Source organism: Pedobacter sp. TM02, from assembly GCF_059705275.1.
The window spans coordinates 46,013-62,368 of record NZ_AP046530.1 but is presented as its reverse complement, the minus strand read 5'-3'; the positions used below and the strand labels follow the sequence as shown (position 1 = coordinate 62,368).

Sequence of the window (16,356 nt, the reverse complement as noted above, 5' to 3'; positions counted from 1 at the left end):
AATTTAAAATCATGAAAAAAACCGACCCTTACGGGTTCATGTCTATTTTTTATATTGTAATGAAGCTTCCCTTGTTTGTTAAAGTTACGTTGCTGGCCTTGCTGCTTTTTTGGGTTACCCATGCCCCTTTAATGGCACAGCAGCTCAGCCCCCTGGATAAACCGATTACCCTCAGCCTCAAAAACGAGCCTTTAAAACAGGCCTTGGATAAAATTACGACAGCCAGTGGCGTAAGGTTTACTTACAATGAAACCGTGGCCAACAGCCAGGCTAAAATCAGCATCGAGGCCAAAAACCAAAGGCTCGAAAATGTGCTGACTGCAGCACTGAGCAACCAGCCTTATACTTTCAGTTTGCTGGACCAGGAAATACTGATCCGTTTTGATGCCGAAAAGCTAAAAAAGTCCAACGCCGTTCCGGCGGCTAATCCGGCTAGCAACAGCAAGTTTACCGTAAGTGGTACGCTCATTTCAAAAGCCTCTGGCGAAACCCTTATTGGGGCTACCATCAGGGTTGTTGGGGCCTCACAAGGCACTTCGACCAACGAATATGGCTTTTTCTCGCTTACCTTGCCCAAGGGCAGCTACCAATTGGCCGTATCGGCCGTAGGCATGAAGAACGAAATCATCAGCCTGATGCTAGACGGCAACAAAAAAATGGATCTTGCACTCGAAGAGAGCTCGAAGGAACTGGCTACCATCAATATTGTGGCCAAGGCTAGAGGCAGCCGCGATTTGAGCAATCCGCAAATGGGCGTAGAAAAGCTAAACATCCAAGACATTAAAAACGTACCGGTGCTTTTTGGCGAAAAAGATGTCATGAAAACCATCCAGCTGTTGCCAGGCATTAAATCGGCTGGCGAGGGCAACGGCAATTTCTATGTACGCGGAGGCGGGGCCGACCAGAACCTGATTTTGCTGGATGAGGTTCCGGTATACAATGCTTCGCACTTGCTGGGCTTCTTTTCAACCTTCAACTCCGATGCCATCAAAAACATGAGCATTTACAAAGGCGATATGCCTGCCCAATACGGTGGTCGGCTTTCTTCTCTGCTTGATATCAAGATGAACGAAGGCAACAACCAAAAATTCGGCGTTAGCGGTGGTATTGGGCTCATTGCCGCCAGGGTAAATGTAGAAGGCCCTATCCAAAAAGAGAAATCGTCCTTCCTGTTTTCTGCCCGACGTACTTATGCCGACCTTTTCTTAAAGCTTTCGAGCGACAGCACCATCAATCGCAATCAGCTTTATTTTTACGATTTTAACCTCAAAGCCAATTACATTCTGGGCGAAAAAGACCGATTGTATGTTTCTGGCTATTTGGGCAAAGACGTGCTGGTAGCTCGGGAAATAGCCGACATCAACTGGGGCAACAGCGTAGCCACTTTACGCTGGAACCATATTTTCAGCAACAAACTTTTTTCCAATACTTCGGCCAGCTTCAGCAACTACAAATACAACATCAACATTAAGGAAGACGTCAACGAATACAACATCTTTTCGCAACTGCGCGATTGGAACTTGAAAGAAGACCTGCAATGGTTTGCCAACAGCAAAAATTCGGTCAGTTTTGGCTTCAACAGCATTTACCATACCATTAAGCCGGGCGAGATTTCGGCCACTGGCAATTCAGGCATTCTTTCGCAAAACCTGCAGAACCGCTTCTCGTGGGAAAATGCCGTGTACGCCAGCAATACCTGGAAAGCAACCGACCGTTTCTCGCTTACGTATGGCCTCAGGATATCGGCATTTAGCATTTTGGGCAGAGGCGATTATTACGATTTGGACGGCAATGGCAATATTATAGGCAGTACCAGCTATGCTTCGGGCCAATTGGTTAAAACCTATTACAACCTCGAACCGCGCCTGGCCATGGCCTATCAGCTGAACGAGAACAGTTCGGTAAAGGCATCGTACGCTCGCAACGCCCAAAACCTGCACCTGATCAGCAATTCTAATGCGAGTTCGCCTACCGACAAATGGGTGGCCAGCACCAACATCATCAAACCCGAACAGGCCAACCAGTACTCTATCGGCTATTACCGCGATTTTAGCGAACACCAATACGAGCTCAGCGCTGAAACCTATTACAAACAGCTGTATAACCAGGTCGATTACCGTAACGGCGCCAATATTTTTACCAATCAGCCCATAGAAACGCAATTGCTTTATGGCAAAGGCAGAGCTTACGGCCTTGAGTTGTTGTTTAAGAAAAAAGCAGGCCGATTAACCGGCTGGATCAGCTACACGCTTGCTAAATCTGAACGGAAAATTGACGGCATTAACAACAACCAGTGGTACAATGCCCGACAAGACCGTACACACGACATTGCCGTGGTGGCCATGTACAAGCTCACGAACAAGTGGACTCTATCGGCCAATTTCATCTATTACACCGGCGATGCGGTAACTTTTCCGAGTGGCAAATACCAAATTGACGGCGTCAACTATTACTATTACACCAGCCGTAATGCTTCGCGTATGCCAAGCTACCACCGTTTAGACCTGGGGGCCACCAAACAGCTGAAGCAGACCAAAAAATTCTCTTCAGAATTGGTGTTGGGCCTATACAATGCCTATGGGCGAGAAAATGCCTATACCATATTCTTCAGGGACAAAAAAGACGAGCCTAGCCAAACCGAGGCGGTAAGAACGACTTTATTCACCTTTGTTCCTTCTATTTCCTATAACTTTAAATTTTAATGGCATGAGTTCAATTTCACGTTATATTGGCTATTTATTAATCATTGGATGCTTATTTTCCTCCTGCGAAAAAGCAATAGATCTCAAGCTCGAAAATGCGATACCAGATTACGTTATCGAAGGTACAATAAGCAATGAAGCAGGTGGCGCCAAGGTACTGATCAGCGCCACGAAAGACTTTAAAGACAACAACAGTTTTAACGGCGTTAGTGGTGCCCAGGTAAGCATTGAAAACAATGGCACGGCCTACGCGCTTACCGAAACCAGCAAAGGCGTTTATCAGGCTGCTACGCTGGTGGGTACGCCGGGCGGTTCGTATCGCCTGTTGGTAAACCTTGCCGGCAAAAATTATACAGCCCATTGTACGATGCCCAAAGCGGTAACGCTCGATAGTATTTATGTGAGCCAAAGCAAATACGACCTTAACAAAGACAAAGTGCCACGCACTTTTGCCGTGGTCAAATACAAAGATCCGGCAGGAGAACTGAATTATTATCGTTTTGTGCAGTACCTCAACAACAAGAAAGAAAAGACCTTGTTTGCCTTTAACGACGAGTACACGCCAGGACAAACGGTAAATACCATCCTGAATTACAACAACCCCAACGACGATTTGAGCATCGACCTGAAAAAAGGCGACAACCTCACCATTGAGATGCAATGCATTGATGCGGCTGTGTATAAATATTTTTATAGCCTGGACAACGGTGCATCGGGCAATGGCAACAATGCCGCGCCTTCCAACCCTTTAACCAATATACAAGGTGGTGCTTTAGGGTATTTCAGTGCGTACACCACCCAACGTAAAACCATAAAAGTTCCTTAATATCCTGTTTAGTTGCTTAGCCCCTTGCGTTTGCCGGGGGCTTTGTTTTCGGCCTTGCCGTTCGGGCCTAAACAAGAAACAACTATCATGATTTCAGGCCACTCTAAATATATTCCAGAAAAATTCTTAAAATAGCGTTCTTTGGCCATCCAATCCTAAAACATATGAACATCGAAGAACTTAGAGACTACTGCCTCAGCAAAACTGGTGTTACCGAAGGTTTTCCTTTTGGTGAAGAAACCCTTGTTTTTAAGGTTGGCGAAAAGCTGTTTCTGCTGATTGGCTTAGAGCATGGCAAATGGTTCAATGTAAAATGCGATCCCGAACTGGCGATCGAACTCCGTGAGCGCCACTGGGAAATTACTCCCGGCTTCCACATGAACAAAAAGCACTGGAATTCGGTACGGCTAGATGGCAACTTATCGTTTAAGCAGCTGCAAGCGCAGATTGACCACTCTTACGAATTGGTTCTACAGTCGCTGCCTAAAAAACTGCAAGAAGAAATCAAGGCACTGGCCTCAAACACCGGGCAGACCTAACAACCACAAAGATTCAGGAATTAAAGCTGTTTTTGTCTGCGTGGTTAAATGGCCCAACAATTGATGGCAAAAAAGAGACAGCATCCCTAATATTTATCAGTAATGAACCAGAGGTTGTGGCAATGACTTATCAGCAATATCCCGTACATCCAACGCTGCGCAATTGGATACGTTATTTTTGGAGTTATGATGTATACACGACAGCCGTACAAGCTTTGCACATCCGTTCCTTTGCCGACCGCTATCCGAGGCTGATTTTTCAGGACATGAATTCTTCATCGCCTATTAAAGAGGCGACAGGATCAATGAAGCCCATTTGCTACCTGAGCGGCATAGATACCCTACCCACAGAGGCCTTTTGGGAAAGCCGATTTTCTCATTTTGGGGTCAGCTTTCAGCCACATGCTCTCCAAGCTATTTTTGGAATCCATGCAGATGAGCTCACCAATCAAACCCCCGACCTGCAGCTACTGGAGAAAAAAGAAATGACCAACTTGCTATTGGCTGCGCATAACCATGAAGAACGTGTCAGCATCCTATCCCGCTATTTTTATGAGAAGTTGGCCCAAAGCAAGCCCGATACCATCATCAACGACCTGTTCTGCGGGCATTGGTCAGACAAACTTGATGATGGCATTCGCCTGGCTTCCTTAGCCAATCATTACCACCTTTCCGAACGACAGTTCCAACGGCGCTTCAAGCAGGGCGTTGGCGTATCGGCCCGAAAGTTTGCCAGGCTGGCCAAATTCGAAAAATCGCTGGGCGCATTAGCCAATGCCAAGTACGGCAGCCTTACACAATTGGCCTATAGCCTGGGCTACACCGATCAGTCGCATTTTATTAAGGATTTCCAAATGTTTTCCGGCCTGTCGCCTTACGCCTTTGCCAAAGACACCATCCTGGGCGCTGAAAGTTCGTCTTTTATTTACCTGGAATAGCAAGATGTCGTTTTGATACAATTCTAGATGCTTGAATGATTTTAGCTTTACGCTACTCATCAATCACTAAGTAACATGGAATTATTAAAAAACAAAATCGCCGCTTTTATCGTAATGGCCACCATCATGTGTTCGTCAATCGGATGTTCAAAAGACAAAGACGATACGCCTGCCAACACCTCGCACAAATTGGTTTTTAAGGCTGAAGCCTCTTCGGGCTCATCACTTAACACGGTTGTGTATGGGTATGACAACAGCCTCACCTCCGTTTCCAGCTTAAGCGGCACGACATGGACAAGCCCTGAAATTACAGCACCAGCGAATGCCTCTGTAGCCAGCGTTATCATGAATGCCATTGGCGCAAATGCTTCTTCTACATTAAAAGTTCAGGTCTATGTTGACGGAGTATTGAAAAAAGAAGGCAATAGTGCCGGAACAGCATTGTCTGCAACCGCGCAGTTCAATCTCAGGTAATCCGTTTGCAGACAGACATGAAGAAAATCAGCCTCTGTTTGTTGCCCCCTGCTTTGCTCTTTTTGGCGTGCAACCATGCACAGGCAAACACGATCAAGACAGATGAGCAAGCGCTAACTGCCCTTGTAAACCAATTGACGGACTGCATAAAAACCAGGAGCAGCCTCGCATTTTATGCCTTTTTCATAGACAGGCCTGTAAATTGGCTGGGCGCGTATCAAAGAGCGCCCAGCAAAAGCGGGCAAAAACCAGGAGCAGAAAGAAAGTAATTGTTATTGAACCTACCCTATTCCCAAATCAACCCATGGACAAAAAAACAAGGCTATCCACACTGTGGATTTTCCTTACCCTGAACTTTATTTTTTGCGATGTCTTCTCCTTGCATTACCAGAAAGACCTGCAAAATCTTTTGAACGGAAAGGTAGGCGACACACCGATTACGCAACCTTTTTTGTTGCTATTTTCAATCATCATGGAAATTCCGATGTTGATGATCCTGCTTTCCAGACTATTGAAGTATAGAGCCAATAGGACGCTTAACCTGATTGTGGCCATGCTATTGCTCATTTTACAGCTCAGCACGTTGTTTTGGGGCGAGAACACCCTGCATTATAAGTTTTTCAGTTTGATAGAAATCCTAACCTGCATGGCTATCATCGGCCTATCGTGTCAGTGGAGGGACGAGGTTACTAAGCCTTCGGAATTCACGCCCATAATTTAGCCGACCACGAGCCTTATTTCTTAGAAAGGAACAGCTAAACTAGAAAGGTGTTCCTTTTATGATCTTCTCAAATGTTTTTTAGCTTATTTACGTTTCAAGTTGCGCACAATCAATGTTGCACAAACGATAAGCGTAGTTAAATAAACAATGCCAATGCTGGTTTTTCCAGCTCTAAGTTCTGACAATCGACCTGCCTGTACCACACAATGCCTACAATGATTGCCCAAATGCAATTCCTTTGTGATTTGCTATCTGTAAGCGGCTCTTTACTGTTTCTTAATCAGTTTATAGTTTCCAGAAACGCTATTCTTTTCTAAGGCATACCCATCGGCCAATTCAAGTATCCAACCATCACCGGTTATTTTTTGGCCTTCGGTTTGGATAGGGTTAGCTATGGAAAGCTTGTCCCAGTTCGGACTCATCAGCGCGCCCTTTTCTACCGTTAGAATACCCCATACATCCGTAACCCTGATATTCGGGTAAACCGTGCCCTTATCTTCAATAGGCACAATATTTCTTGGATCAAAAGAAACGTTCATTTTCACAAACTTGACCTCAAAATGGGGCTGTTCAATGAATTTGAGCTTATATTCGGCTACGATCCTTTTGTTTCGTTCCTCTCTTTCGGTTTCCTCTTGAAGTATTGCCTTTCCGTTGTAAAGATCAGCAACGGTTTCGGTAGCGGTTTTTACGTCAATCGGAATTCGGATGTTAAACGCCTTGACGAAAAAGCCAGTCAAATCAGTTTTGGCGGTAATTTTTTTGTTCCAGTTTTTGTCGCTTTGATACAGCAAATAACCATAAACAGGGGTACTGTAGTAAGCAAATGAACGCACAAATGTGGGATTTTTAAAAAAATCGGCTATTTCCTTCAAAAAGAATGCGGTCATTTCTGTTTTGTTTCTGCCACTAAGCATCACACCGGTAAATTCGGCGATGCCTTCGTTTAATTCCAGTTCGTTTTCAGTAGTGCGCGAATTGGCGTAAAGCGAGTGTCGGTATGTCCTAAAGATAAGCGCATGGGCCAGGTGCTGTTGCTGTTCTTTTGCCGAAGTCGATTGAGCGGCTTTCTTCAGTGCCTCGAGTTCCAGGCGCAAGTAAATCCTCCCGTCTTTTTGGTCGAGGTGATTATTTTCGGCATTGCCAAGGGCAAATCCCAATTCAGGCTGAAGGCGATGAAATGATTCATGGGCCAATAAATTAAGCCTATTTTGTTGGTTTTGAGGCAGCGGCAGCATCACCATGGCCCATCTTTTGCCTCCCCAATTGATTGCGGTATTGGCAATATTAATTTTGGCGGGCAAAGTGCCTGAATAGATATTCCCGTCAGGACGTAGCACGCCAGCCGTATCGGCTTCGTTGGCAAAAATCTTCCTGGTTTTCGGATCAACAAAGATCATCGGGCCGTAAAGTTCCTTGTTCCAAAGGCCAATATGCTGCTTTGAAGCCAGTTGCAGTTCATCAAGAAAAACAGCAAGGCTATCGGTAAGCGTAGCTTGTTTTTGCGCCTTTACGCTGTAGGTAAACACAAAAAATAGAGTCGTTAAAAAGGCGAGCTTCATTGCTGCTGTTGGGATAGGGAACTTCATATATTGGCCAAGATAATGAATTACTACAGCAGCTACAAAACAGTGCCTCAAAAACGAAACCTTCTTAAAAGGTTTTTGAGGTTTCGAAGGAGAATACACGAATGATGCGCCCCCATTCTCTCAATTACATTAACGGCAGGTATGCAGCTGTATTGGTTTTCTTACGTGCAGCAGTAATCCACTGCCGCACGTCAATGCCGGTTACAATCTCAAACTTATACCCGTCATCTGTATAGTTCTGCTCGATTTATTTGCTAGATTTGAGACCCTATTAAATTTAGAAGTATTCGTGAAAAAATTACAAATTTTAAATGCGGGCCTTTTGCTGTTCGTAACGCGTGGCCTACACGCGGTTACCATTGCACAGGTTGCCGCTGAAGCAAAAGTCGGCATAGGTACAGTATACAAGCATTTCAAAAGTAAGGAAGACATCGTACAGCAGCTATGGATCCATCAAAAGGCCCAGGAATCAGCTTATGTCTTTAAAGATTACCAAGGACACGGTGATGTCCGTGATCGCTTCGATTTTCTTTGGAAGAGAGTTATCCAATATTTCATCGAACATCCACTCGAATTCCAGTTCTCCTACCAGTTCGCTGCATCTCCTATACTGACTAAGGAGATCCATGAAGTGGCGATGAACGATTTTCTCAGGTTTGATGATCTGTATGAGTCGGGAATCAGAAAAAAGCTGTTCAAGCCACTCAGCGCACGGCATCTGCGGCTCTTCACATTCAGTACCATTAACGGGTGGCTCCTATGGGCACAAGATGAAAAAATGGATATCGACAACAATATGGTCACACTTTTCTTGCAAATGGCCTGGGATTCCATAAGCAAATAATTTTTTTAAATATAATTGACGGAATATTCAGTCAATTATATAGATTTGTTTAGACTTAAAAACAGATCTATGATTCATAACGACTTAAAAGGAAAAATTGTCCTGATCGCTGGTGGTGGAAAAAACCTGGGCGGATTATTAAGCAGAGATTTTGCAGCAAAAGGCGCAAAACTCGCCATTCACTACAACAGCGAAAGCTCGCAGGCTGAAAGCGAAAAAACACTCGCAGACGTCAAGGCCTTGGGAGCTGAAGCCTTCCTTTTCCAGGGAGACCTCACCAGAGTTGAGCACATCACTAAACTGTTTGACGAAACAATTAAGGCCTTTGGCGGCATCGACATTGCGATAAATACTGTGGGAATGGTGTTGAAAAAACCCTTTGTTGATACGACGGAAGCCGAGTACGACACCATGTTCAATATCAATTCGAAGGTGGCTTACTTCTTTATCCAGGAAGCCGGTAAAAAACTGAACGACAAAGGTAAAATATGTACCATTGTAACGTCCCTGCTGGCGGCATATACCGGCCTGTATTCAACGTATGCAGGAGCCAAGGCACCTGTTGAACATTTTACCAGAATGGCGTCTAAAGAGTTCGGAAGCAGGGGAATTTCGGTAACGGCGGTAGCTCCTGGCCCCATGGACACTCCTTTTTTCTATGGACAGGAAAATGAGGATGCCGTAGCGTACCACAAATCTGCTTCGGCATTAGGCGGACTTACCGACATCAGGGACATAGCCCCATTAGTTGAATTTTTAGTAACCGACGGATGGTGGATCACCGGACAGACCATTTTTGCTAATGGTGGCTATACAACCAGGTAGGTGTTTTAAAAACCAAATGCAATGTTCAATGATTGTAACTCTCCAATCATTGAACATTTTCAAATTTCAGGGATATGACTCGGCGCAGTTACATGACTTGCTTCCGTATTGCTGCTGCTGATTATCGCTCTGCGATACCCGTTCAAAAAGTAGCCACTGCTAAAATGAAAAGAATATTATCAATCTTATACCTCTACATATCGCTTACGGCCTGTGCGCAACATTCATCACAATCATCTAAAAACAATTCAAAACAAAAACATACCATGGACTTATCTAAAATAACAAACGGTACGGTAAGAAGCGCTATCGAGGCCTTGCAATCCGGCGATAAAAGCTGGTACGCTTTTTTCACCGATCAGCCTGCTATGACCGATGACGGCAACAAAGTTGATTTCAAAAGCTTCTTTTCAAAAGCGCTTGGGAATGAAAAATTCCAGACCATCGATAAAGTGGAAAATGACGGGAAAGAGGTCTATGGGAACTTCAAAGCCGGAAGCTGGGGTACCTTTAAAGTATTTTTCCGATTTCACCAGGATGCAAATGGAAAGTTTGATCGGTTGGATATTGGACAAGCCGATTATTAGTCTGCGGGCTTATGAAAAGAAATCTACTCCTTGTATTATTTATCCTGTTTCATATTACTGTACAGGCACAGTCCCAGGTTTACATCGATGTATTGGGCGGACATAAAGGTCTTACCTCCGAATTCTTCTTCCTTGAACCTATAGACAAGACGGGGCGTTGGAATGTGCTCTCCCGTAGCGAACTGCACCTGCTGGATTATAAGACTGAGCACCCGGAATTCGTAAACTATAACACATTCTCCTACAATTTTAAAAACCACTTCGGCATCACGGCCGGCACCTATGCATCTTCTGTTTACCCGTTCAGCGCCAGGGTGGGGCTGGGCTACCTTAAAGAAAGCGAGCTACTGCTGGTGTATGCCAATCTTTCGACCGCGGTCACCAAAGATCCGGATGCACAGTTGCTGGTTATCTTCGGCTACCTGCCAGAGCTTAATGAAAAATGGAGATTAGTAACGCGGGCAGAATTACGTACGGCGGTCAGCTATGATCATGGCCACGCTTTCAGCACGCAGCAGGTAAAGGTAGGCATGCAGTATAAAGAAAAAATAGGCTTTGGTGCAGGCCTTGAGCTGGGCCAGCATGGCAAGGGCGAACACCTGGAACAGGAATTTAACATCGGCCCTTTTGTAAGGGTTAATTTCTAAACATCCAAAACATGAGTTTATCATACAACAAGTTGGCCGGGCAGAGCGCCGGGCGCATAGATGCTATCAGCGATGCTGTCTTCGGGGTGGCAATGACATTGCTGGTACTGGAAATCAAGGTCCCGGAATTTGAAGGAAGCATTACAGAAAGTGCGTTGGCTCATGCATTCTTCGCATTGATGCCAAAGTTTCTGGTCTACTTCCTTAGCTTTATGACGGCGGGCATTTTCTGGACCGGGCAGTCGGCCCAGTTCAGGCACATCAAGAGCAGCGACAGGAACCTTAACTGGATCAATTTGCTGTTCCTGCTGTTTGTCTCGGTGCTTCCTTTTTCCACCGCCTTCTTGGGCGACCATATCAACTTTAGGTTTTCCATCCTGCTTTATTGGTTTAATATTTTCCTGATGGGGCTGATGCTGTACATCAACTGGGAATATGCAAACAGGCATGGTTTTATTTCCGAAGAAACGAAAGATCAGGTCTATATCCCTATCAAACGCAGAATTGTTACGGCGCAGGCGCTTTACCTGGCTGGCGCACTGCTGTGTTTTATAAACCCTTACATAGGTATTACGTTCATAATCGCCATACAGCTGAATTATGCTTTTGCCTTTTGGGGTGGAAAAAGTGCCAAGAAATAGAACATACCACATAAATCTGCCACTTCTTTTTACCGTTCCAGGATTCTTATGACTTGCGGAAGCAGCAGCAGATACGCAGCTCTACCGGGTTTCCGACATGCAATAGTAATCCACTGCTTCCCCTCAATAGCGGTTACAATCTTCGTTTTTTCACATCGGCATGCCAAACCCGTATAACAAGAAAAATATGCCGAACGGCCTGTGGTCGCTCTATTTCAAAAACTTCCTTTGCCATTTGACCAATCCATTAAAAAAGCCCACAAATCAATGATTTGCAGGCTTTTTATCGTTTTTATTGTTGATCTACCTTTTAAAAAGTAGTTTCTGGCGGAGAGAGAGGGATTCGAACCCTCGATACCCTTTTGGAGTATACACACTTTCCAGGCGTGCTCCTTCGACCACTCGGACACCTCTCCTTGAGTTACGGGTGGCAAAAATATAACTTTTTGCTATAAAAAATGCCCAAACCTGAGTTCGGGCATAAATTATCTATAATTAGGGATGATAATTTCTTAGTCGATCACTGTAATTTTCAGCATGTTGGTCTTGCCTTTAATTTCCATCGGAATGGCGGCCGTATTGATAATGACATCACCTTTTTTGATCAGTTTTTTCTTTTTCAGGAACTCGTTTACCTCAGTAATGGTATTATCGGTGCTTTCAAATTTATCATAGAAAAAGCCCCTTACTCCCCAAACCAAGCTTAAAGTATTCAACAAGCTCTCGTTGCTGGTAAAAATGAAAATCGGTGCCTGTGGCCGGTGGCTCGAGATTTCGAAGGCCGTGTAGCCACTCAACGTCATTGATACGATACCCACCGCATTGGTTTGCTTGGCCAAGAAACAAGCCGAATCGCAAACGGCATCGCTCAAAAAGCTCTCCTTGCTTGGCTTCAAAAATTTCTCCGGATGGAAAGGATAATTATTGTCTTCGATGTTCGAAATGATTTTTTGCATGGTTTCGATCACGATCAGCGGAAATTCGCCTACCGAGGTTTCGCCGCTCAGCATTACCGCATCGGCACCATCCAACACCGAGTTGGCCACGTCGTTCACTTCGGCACGCGTAGGGCGAGGCGTGGTAATCATGCTTTCCAACATCTGCGTAGCAATAATAACCGGTTTAGAAGCGGCCTTACACTTGTTAACAATCATTTTTTGCAGCAGGGGCACCTCTTCCATCGGCATTTCTACCCCAAGGTCGCCACGGGCCACCATAACCGCGTCAGAAACCGCAATAATCTCGTCGATATTGGCAATGGCTTCTGGTTTTTCTATTTTGGCCACCACCCTAGCGGCCTTGCCCCTGGCTTTAATGATATCTTTAAGCTCGATAATATCTTCGGCGTTACGCACAAAAGACAAACCGATCCATTCTACATCGCTTTCCAATACAAAATCCAGGTTTTTCCGGTCTTCTGGAGTTAACGAAGGGATAGAAACCTTGGTATTTGGCAGGTTTACGCCTTTTCTCGAGGTCAATATGCCACCGTGTACCACTTCGCAAACCACTTCGTCCTTGTAATTGGTTTCGAGCACACGCATCTGCAGCTTGCCATCGTCGAGCAAAATAATCTCGCCGGCCTTTACATCTTTCGGAAAGCTCTCGTAGGTAATGTAGATCCGGTCTTCGTTGCCTACACATTCTTGAGTGGTAATAATGGTTTTATTGCCGTTCACCAAGTGGATTCCACCGTCTTTAACGGTTCCGATCCTAATTTTAGGGCCTTGCAAATCGGCCAAGATGCCCACGTTATATTTGTATTTTTTGTTGATGCTGCGGATGGTATCGATTACTTCCTGATGATCAGCCTGCGAACCGTGCGAAAAGTTGAGTCGGCAAACATCCAATCCGGCGTTAAACATACTGTACAAAACATCTGGCTTAGCGGAGGCCGGGCCCAAGGTGGCCACGATTTTAGTTCTGGAATGAAAAGGTTTCATTTATTATTTTTTGATTATCGATCGTACAAAAACAGCAACTATGCAAAAATATTAGCGATGTGCTGCCTATTGTTTGTGTTGTTTTTCAATTTTATTAAGATTCAAATATAGTGTATTTAATACACGAACAATATAAAATTTACATTACTAAATTTTCCCGTGATTTTAATTTCAGCGGATCGATTTGCGCAGCCACCTGTATATCAGGTAGTTTATTAAGTCGGGTCAGGATAAAATTAAGGTCCTCCTTGTCAATGTACTGGTGGATGATCATGAAAAAATCAACCTTGTTCATTTCCGGGATCAAAAACCCTTCGCTGTTTCGATTGTTTACCACATAATATTCGCGCTCGCCCTGTTCTACGTAAAAATAGTACCTCGAAAAAGCTACCGGTGCATCGTCTACCTGGTGAAAAATCTCGTGGTCTTCTATTTTTTCGAACTCGAATTCAAGGGCATTATTGATTTTATGACAGAGGATATAGTCCTTTAAAGAGGACGTAATTGCGATTAAAACGAAGTCGAGATCGAGAGAGAGTTTTAAATAAGTTTTGTTCAAAACAGAATTTTTTTTAGAATTACAAAATTATAAAACTAATTTTACTCAAAGTTTGAAATAAAAACATTAAAATTGATTGAGAAATAAAAACATTTGAAAAGTGTTAGAATTTATTTTTCTTTGCACAGAATTTTTAACCATTAAATTATAAAATTATGTCTGATATTGCTTCAAGAGTTAAGGCTATTATCGTAGAAAAACTAGGTGTTGATGAAAGCGAAGTTACGCCAGAAGCTTCTTTTACAAACGACTTAGGTGCAGATTCTTTGGATACCGTAGAATTGATTATGGAATTTGAAAAAGAATTCAATGTTGCTATCCCTGATGATCAGGCTGAAACAATCGGCACAGTTGGTCAAGCAATTGCTTATTTAGAAAAAAACGTTAAGTAATCATACGCTTTCCGTACAATACGTATAAATGGAATTAAAAAGAGTAGTAGTTACGGGTTTAGGTGCACTCACTCCAATTGGCAATAACGTTCAGGACTATTGGAACGGCTTGCTGACTGGTGTGAGTGGCGCTGGGCCAATTACAGGATTTGATACAGAAAAGTTCAAGACCAAATTCGCTTGCGAGGTTAAAAATTTCAATCCGGAAGACTTTTTGGACAAAAAAGAAGCCCGCAAGCTCGATCCATTTGTACAATATGCATTAGTAGCAACCGAAGAAGCGGTTAAAGACGGTAATTTTGATTTTTCAAAATTAGATACCAACCGAATTGGCGTAATTTGGGGTGCCGGTATAGGAGGTTTAAAGACTTTCCTAGATGAGGTAACCAATTACTCTAAGGGTGACGGAACACCAAGATTTAACCCTTTCTTTATCCCTAAAATGATTATTGATATCGCTCCTGGGCATATCTCTATCAAATATGGTCTCCGCGGACCAAACTTCGCCACCGTTTCGGCGTGTGCCTCCTCAACCAATGCCTTGATCGATGCTTTCAACTATATCCGTTTGGGTACAGCCGATGTCATCATCAGCGGTGGTTCGGAAGCCATTATCAACGAAGCTGGCATGGCAGGTTTTAACGCCATGCACGCCCTTTCTACCAGAAATGACGACCCTCAAACCGCTTCTCGCCCATTCGACAAAGACCGTGATGGTTTTGTAGCCGGCGAAGGTGCAGGAACGATTATTTTAGAAGAACTGGAGCATGCCAAGGCCCGTGGCGCCAAAATCTACGCAGAAATTGTAGGTGGTGGCATGAGTGCCGACGCCAATCACATTACGGCTCCGCATCCCGAAGGCTTGGGCGCCAGAATGGTCATGACCAATGCCCTCAAAGATGCCAAATTAACCGTTGATGATATTGACTATATCAATGTTCACGGTACTTCTACCCCGCTGGGAGATATTAGCGAAAGCAGAGCGATTGTTGATTTGTTTGGCGAACAGGCCTACAAACTGAACATCAGCTCGACCAAATCGATGACAGGCCACCTTTTGGGCGCTGCCGGTGCAGTTGAGTCGATTGCCGCTATCCTGGCCGTGAAAAACGATGTTGTTCCTCCAACCATCAACCACTTTACAGATGACCCCGAATTTGATCCGAAGTTAAACTTCACCTTTAACAAGGCTCAAAAAAGAACCGTTCGTGCTGCATTGAGCAATACTTTCGGCTTTGGCGGACACAACGCATCTGTTATTTTCAAAAAATACGAGGAGTAACCTAAAACACTATCTTTACAGATATTTGTATTGTATATTTATACATGATACTGGCTTGCCTGTAATTTTTTGTAACCTTTTTTGATGCCGTTATTCGATTTATATAAGCTTTACTTCTCGTCTAACAAAGAGTTTGTAAAAAAACTGAAGAATATCCTGGGTTTTGTACCTGGCAATGTCACTTTATATAAAATGGCATTCAGGCACCGCTCTGTGGCCAAGGTGCTTAAAAATGGCAGCCGAAGCAGCAACGAGCGCCTCGAATTCTTAGGCGACGCCATCTTGGGATCGGTAATTGCCGAACTCTTGTTTAAGGCTTATCCTTACAAAGAAGAAGGCTTTCTGACCGAAATGCGATCTAAAATCGTAAACAGGGCCAACCTGAACCAATTGGCCAAGAAAATGGGCTTCGATCAATTGATTATTTATGACCAAAAGATGGTAAGCCTGCAGGCTAAGCATCATTCTATGCTCGGCGATGCCTTTGAAGCCCTGATTGGTGCCATTTACCTAGACAAAGGCTATAATTTTACCAAAAACCTGTTGCTCAAAAGGATTGTAAAGCCCTACATTGATATCCATACGCTCGAAATGACCGAAACCAACTTCAAGAGCAAACTGATCGAATGGTGCCAGCGACATGGCAAAGACATTGCTTTTGATATGGTAGAGAACGGCGAAGGCGAAAGTGCCAAGCTGTTTACCATCCATGCCATCATCGACAACGAAATACAAGGCATAGGCAGAGATTACAACAAGAAAAACGCCGAAAAACTGGCCGCTGAGAAAGCCTGCGAATCACTGGTTATATAGTGAGTAGCAAGAAGTGAAATTGATTCGCTTTCCA

General features: G+C 44.1%; 18 protein-coding genes and 1 tRNA gene. 15 read left to right on the top strand and 4 right to left on the bottom strand.

Annotation, left to right across the window (positions count from 1 at the left end; all coding sequences use genetic code 11):
• The first annotated feature begins 11 nt into the window (after positions 1–11).
• The 7 genes from AC6H1S_RS00305 to AC6H1S_RS00275 all read left to right on the top strand — a co-directional run bounded on the left by AC6H1S_RS00305 (position 12) and on the right by AC6H1S_RS00275 (position 6,200).
• Positions 12–2,702 (top strand): TonB-dependent receptor, encoded by a 2,691-nt coding sequence (locus tag AC6H1S_RS00305; protein WP_497564717.1) that lies wholly within the window; start codon positions 12–14, stop codon positions 2,700–2,702.
• A gap of 4 nt (positions 2,703–2,706) precedes the next feature.
• Positions 2,707–3,528 (top strand): DUF4249 domain-containing protein, encoded by an 822-nt coding sequence (locus AC6H1S_RS00300; RefSeq protein ID WP_497564716.1) that lies wholly within the window; start codon positions 2,707–2,709, stop codon positions 3,526–3,528.
• A gap of 164 nt (positions 3,529–3,692) precedes the next feature.
• Positions 3,693–4,067: an MmcQ/YjbR family DNA-binding protein gene (locus AC6H1S_RS00295; protein ID WP_199141067.1), complete on the top strand. Its 375-nt coding sequence runs from the start codon at positions 3,693–3,695 to the stop codon at positions 4,065–4,067.
• Between the two features lie 122 nt (positions 4,068–4,189).
• Positions 4,190–5,005 (top strand): helix-turn-helix domain-containing protein, encoded by an 816-nt coding sequence (locus AC6H1S_RS00290; protein WP_199141068.1) that lies wholly within the window; start codon positions 4,190–4,192, stop codon positions 5,003–5,005.
• A 75-nt stretch (positions 5,006–5,080) separates the two neighbouring features.
• Positions 5,081–5,479, top strand: a complete 399-nt coding sequence (locus tag AC6H1S_RS00285) for a hypothetical protein (RefSeq protein ID WP_199141069.1) — start codon at positions 5,081–5,083, stop codon at positions 5,477–5,479.
• A gap of 17 nt (positions 5,480–5,496) precedes the next feature.
• Positions 5,497–5,748 (top strand): hypothetical protein, encoded by a 252-nt coding sequence (locus AC6H1S_RS00280; RefSeq protein WP_497564715.1) that lies wholly within the window; start codon positions 5,497–5,499, stop codon positions 5,746–5,748.
• A gap of 35 nt (positions 5,749–5,783) precedes the next feature.
• Positions 5,784–6,200: a DUF6326 family protein gene (locus tag AC6H1S_RS00275; RefSeq protein ID WP_497564714.1), complete on the top strand. Its 417-nt coding sequence runs from the start codon at positions 5,784–5,786 to the stop codon at positions 6,198–6,200.
• Between the two features lie 266 nt (positions 6,201–6,466).
• Here AC6H1S_RS00275 and AC6H1S_RS00270 read toward each other — a convergent pair whose 3' ends face one another.
• Positions 6,467–7,789, bottom strand: a complete 1,323-nt coding sequence (locus tag AC6H1S_RS00270; protein WP_497564713.1) for a hypothetical protein — start codon at positions 7,787–7,789, stop codon at positions 6,467–6,469.
• Positions 7,790–8,078: 289 nt separating this feature from the next.
• Here AC6H1S_RS00270 and AC6H1S_RS00265 point away from each other — a divergent pair, with 289 nt between their 5' ends.
• The 5 genes from AC6H1S_RS00265 (at position 8,079) to AC6H1S_RS00245 (ending at position 11,333) form a co-directional block, all read left to right on the top strand.
• Positions 8,079–8,633, top strand: a complete 555-nt coding sequence (locus AC6H1S_RS00265; RefSeq protein WP_497564712.1) for a TetR/AcrR family transcriptional regulator — start codon at positions 8,079–8,081, stop codon at positions 8,631–8,633.
• A 69-nt stretch (positions 8,634–8,702) separates the two neighbouring features.
• On the top strand, positions 8,703–9,458 hold the full coding sequence (locus AC6H1S_RS00260; protein WP_199141074.1) for an SDR family oxidoreductase: 756 nt from the start codon (positions 8,703–8,705) through the stop codon (positions 9,456–9,458).
• Positions 9,459–9,532: 74 nt separating this feature from the next.
• On the top strand, positions 9,533–10,045 hold the full coding sequence (locus tag AC6H1S_RS00255) for a hypothetical protein (RefSeq protein WP_497564711.1): 513 nt from the start codon (positions 9,533–9,535) through the stop codon (positions 10,043–10,045).
• A gap of 11 nt (positions 10,046–10,056) precedes the next feature.
• Entirely contained in the window at positions 10,057–10,692 is a 636-nt protein-coding gene (locus AC6H1S_RS00250) for a hypothetical protein (protein ID WP_199141075.1), read from the top strand.
• Between the two features lie 11 nt (positions 10,693–10,703).
• A complete protein-coding gene (locus AC6H1S_RS00245; RefSeq protein ID WP_497564710.1) occupies positions 10,704–11,333 on the top strand; it encodes a TMEM175 family protein in 630 nt (209 codons plus the stop codon).
• Between the two features lie 325 nt (positions 11,334–11,658).
• Here the strand turns inward: AC6H1S_RS00245 and AC6H1S_RS00240 are convergent.
• The 3 genes from AC6H1S_RS00240 to AC6H1S_RS00230 all read right to left on the bottom strand — a co-directional run bounded on the left by AC6H1S_RS00240 (position 11,659) and on the right by AC6H1S_RS00230 (position 13,835).
• Positions 11,659–11,749, bottom strand: a tRNA-Ser gene (locus tag AC6H1S_RS00240).
• A gap of 96 nt (positions 11,750–11,845) precedes the next feature.
• Complete coding sequence (pyk, locus tag AC6H1S_RS00235; protein WP_199137735.1) at positions 11,846–13,276, bottom strand: pyruvate kinase; 1,431 nt, start codon at positions 13,274–13,276, stop codon at positions 11,846–11,848.
• Between the two features lie 139 nt (positions 13,277–13,415).
• Positions 13,416–13,835 (bottom strand): IPExxxVDY family protein, encoded by a 420-nt coding sequence (locus tag AC6H1S_RS00230; protein ID WP_497564709.1) that lies wholly within the window; start codon positions 13,833–13,835, stop codon positions 13,416–13,418.
• A 155-nt stretch (positions 13,836–13,990) separates the two neighbouring features.
• Between AC6H1S_RS00230 and AC6H1S_RS00225 the strand changes: the two genes are divergently transcribed.
• The 3 genes from AC6H1S_RS00225 (at position 13,991) to rnc (ending at position 16,322) form a co-directional block, all read left to right on the top strand.
• Positions 13,991–14,227, top strand: coding sequence for an acyl carrier protein (locus tag AC6H1S_RS00225; protein WP_008508386.1), 237 nt, complete (start codon positions 13,991–13,993; stop codon positions 14,225–14,227).
• Positions 14,228–14,255: 28 nt separating this feature from the next.
• Positions 14,256–15,509: a beta-ketoacyl-ACP synthase II gene (fabF, locus tag AC6H1S_RS00220; protein WP_199137733.1), complete on the top strand. Its 1,254-nt coding sequence runs from the start codon at positions 14,256–14,258 to the stop codon at positions 15,507–15,509.
• 84 nt (positions 15,510–15,593) lie between these two features.
• Positions 15,594–16,322, top strand: coding sequence for a ribonuclease III (gene rnc / locus AC6H1S_RS00215; RefSeq protein ID WP_199137732.1), 729 nt, complete (start codon positions 15,594–15,596; stop codon positions 16,320–16,322).
• Positions 16,323–16,356 lie beyond the last annotated feature (34 nt).

Bases quoted from the DNA above. Each gene is read 5' to 3' on its own strand.
- AC6H1S_RS00305 (WP_497564717.1), top strand. From the start codon at position 12: ATGAAAAAAACCGACCCTTACGGGTTCATGTCTATTTTTTATATTGTA.
- AC6H1S_RS00300 (WP_497564716.1), top strand. From the start codon at position 2,707: ATGAGTTCAATTTCACGTTATATTGGCTATTTATTAATCATTGGATGC.
- AC6H1S_RS00295 (WP_199141067.1), top strand. From the start codon at position 3,693: ATGAACATCGAAGAACTTAGAGACTACTGCCTCAGCAAAACTGGTGTT.
- AC6H1S_RS00290 (WP_199141068.1), top strand. From the start codon at position 4,190: ATGACTTATCAGCAATATCCCGTACATCCAACGCTGCGCAATTGGATA.
- AC6H1S_RS00285 (WP_199141069.1), top strand. From the start codon at position 5,081: ATGGAATTATTAAAAAACAAAATCGCCGCTTTTATCGTAATGGCCACC.
- AC6H1S_RS00280 (WP_497564715.1), top strand. From the start codon at position 5,497: ATGAAGAAAATCAGCCTCTGTTTGTTGCCCCCTGCTTTGCTCTTTTTG.
- AC6H1S_RS00275 (WP_497564714.1), top strand. From the start codon at position 5,784: ATGGACAAAAAAACAAGGCTATCCACACTGTGGATTTTCCTTACCCTG.
- AC6H1S_RS00270 (WP_497564713.1), bottom strand. From the start codon at position 7,789: ATGAAGTTCCCTATCCCAACAGCAGCAATGAAGCTCGCCTTTTTAACG.
- AC6H1S_RS00260 (WP_199141074.1), top strand. From the start codon at position 8,703: ATGATTCATAACGACTTAAAAGGAAAAATTGTCCTGATCGCTGGTGGT.
- AC6H1S_RS00255 (WP_497564711.1), top strand. From the start codon at position 9,533: ATGACTCGGCGCAGTTACATGACTTGCTTCCGTATTGCTGCTGCTGAT.
- AC6H1S_RS00250 (WP_199141075.1), top strand. From the start codon at position 10,057: ATGAAAAGAAATCTACTCCTTGTATTATTTATCCTGTTTCATATTACT.
- AC6H1S_RS00245 (WP_497564710.1), top strand. From the start codon at position 10,704: ATGAGTTTATCATACAACAAGTTGGCCGGGCAGAGCGCCGGGCGCATA.
- pyk (WP_199137735.1), bottom strand. From the start codon at position 13,276: ATGAAACCTTTTCATTCCAGAACTAAAATCGTGGCCACCTTGGGCCCG.
- AC6H1S_RS00225 (WP_008508386.1), top strand. From the start codon at position 13,991: ATGTCTGATATTGCTTCAAGAGTTAAGGCTATTATCGTAGAAAAACTA.
- fabF (WP_199137733.1), top strand. From the start codon at position 14,256: ATGGAATTAAAAAGAGTAGTAGTTACGGGTTTAGGTGCACTCACTCCA.
- rnc (WP_199137732.1), top strand. From the start codon at position 15,594: ATGCCGTTATTCGATTTATATAAGCTTTACTTCTCGTCTAACAAAGAG.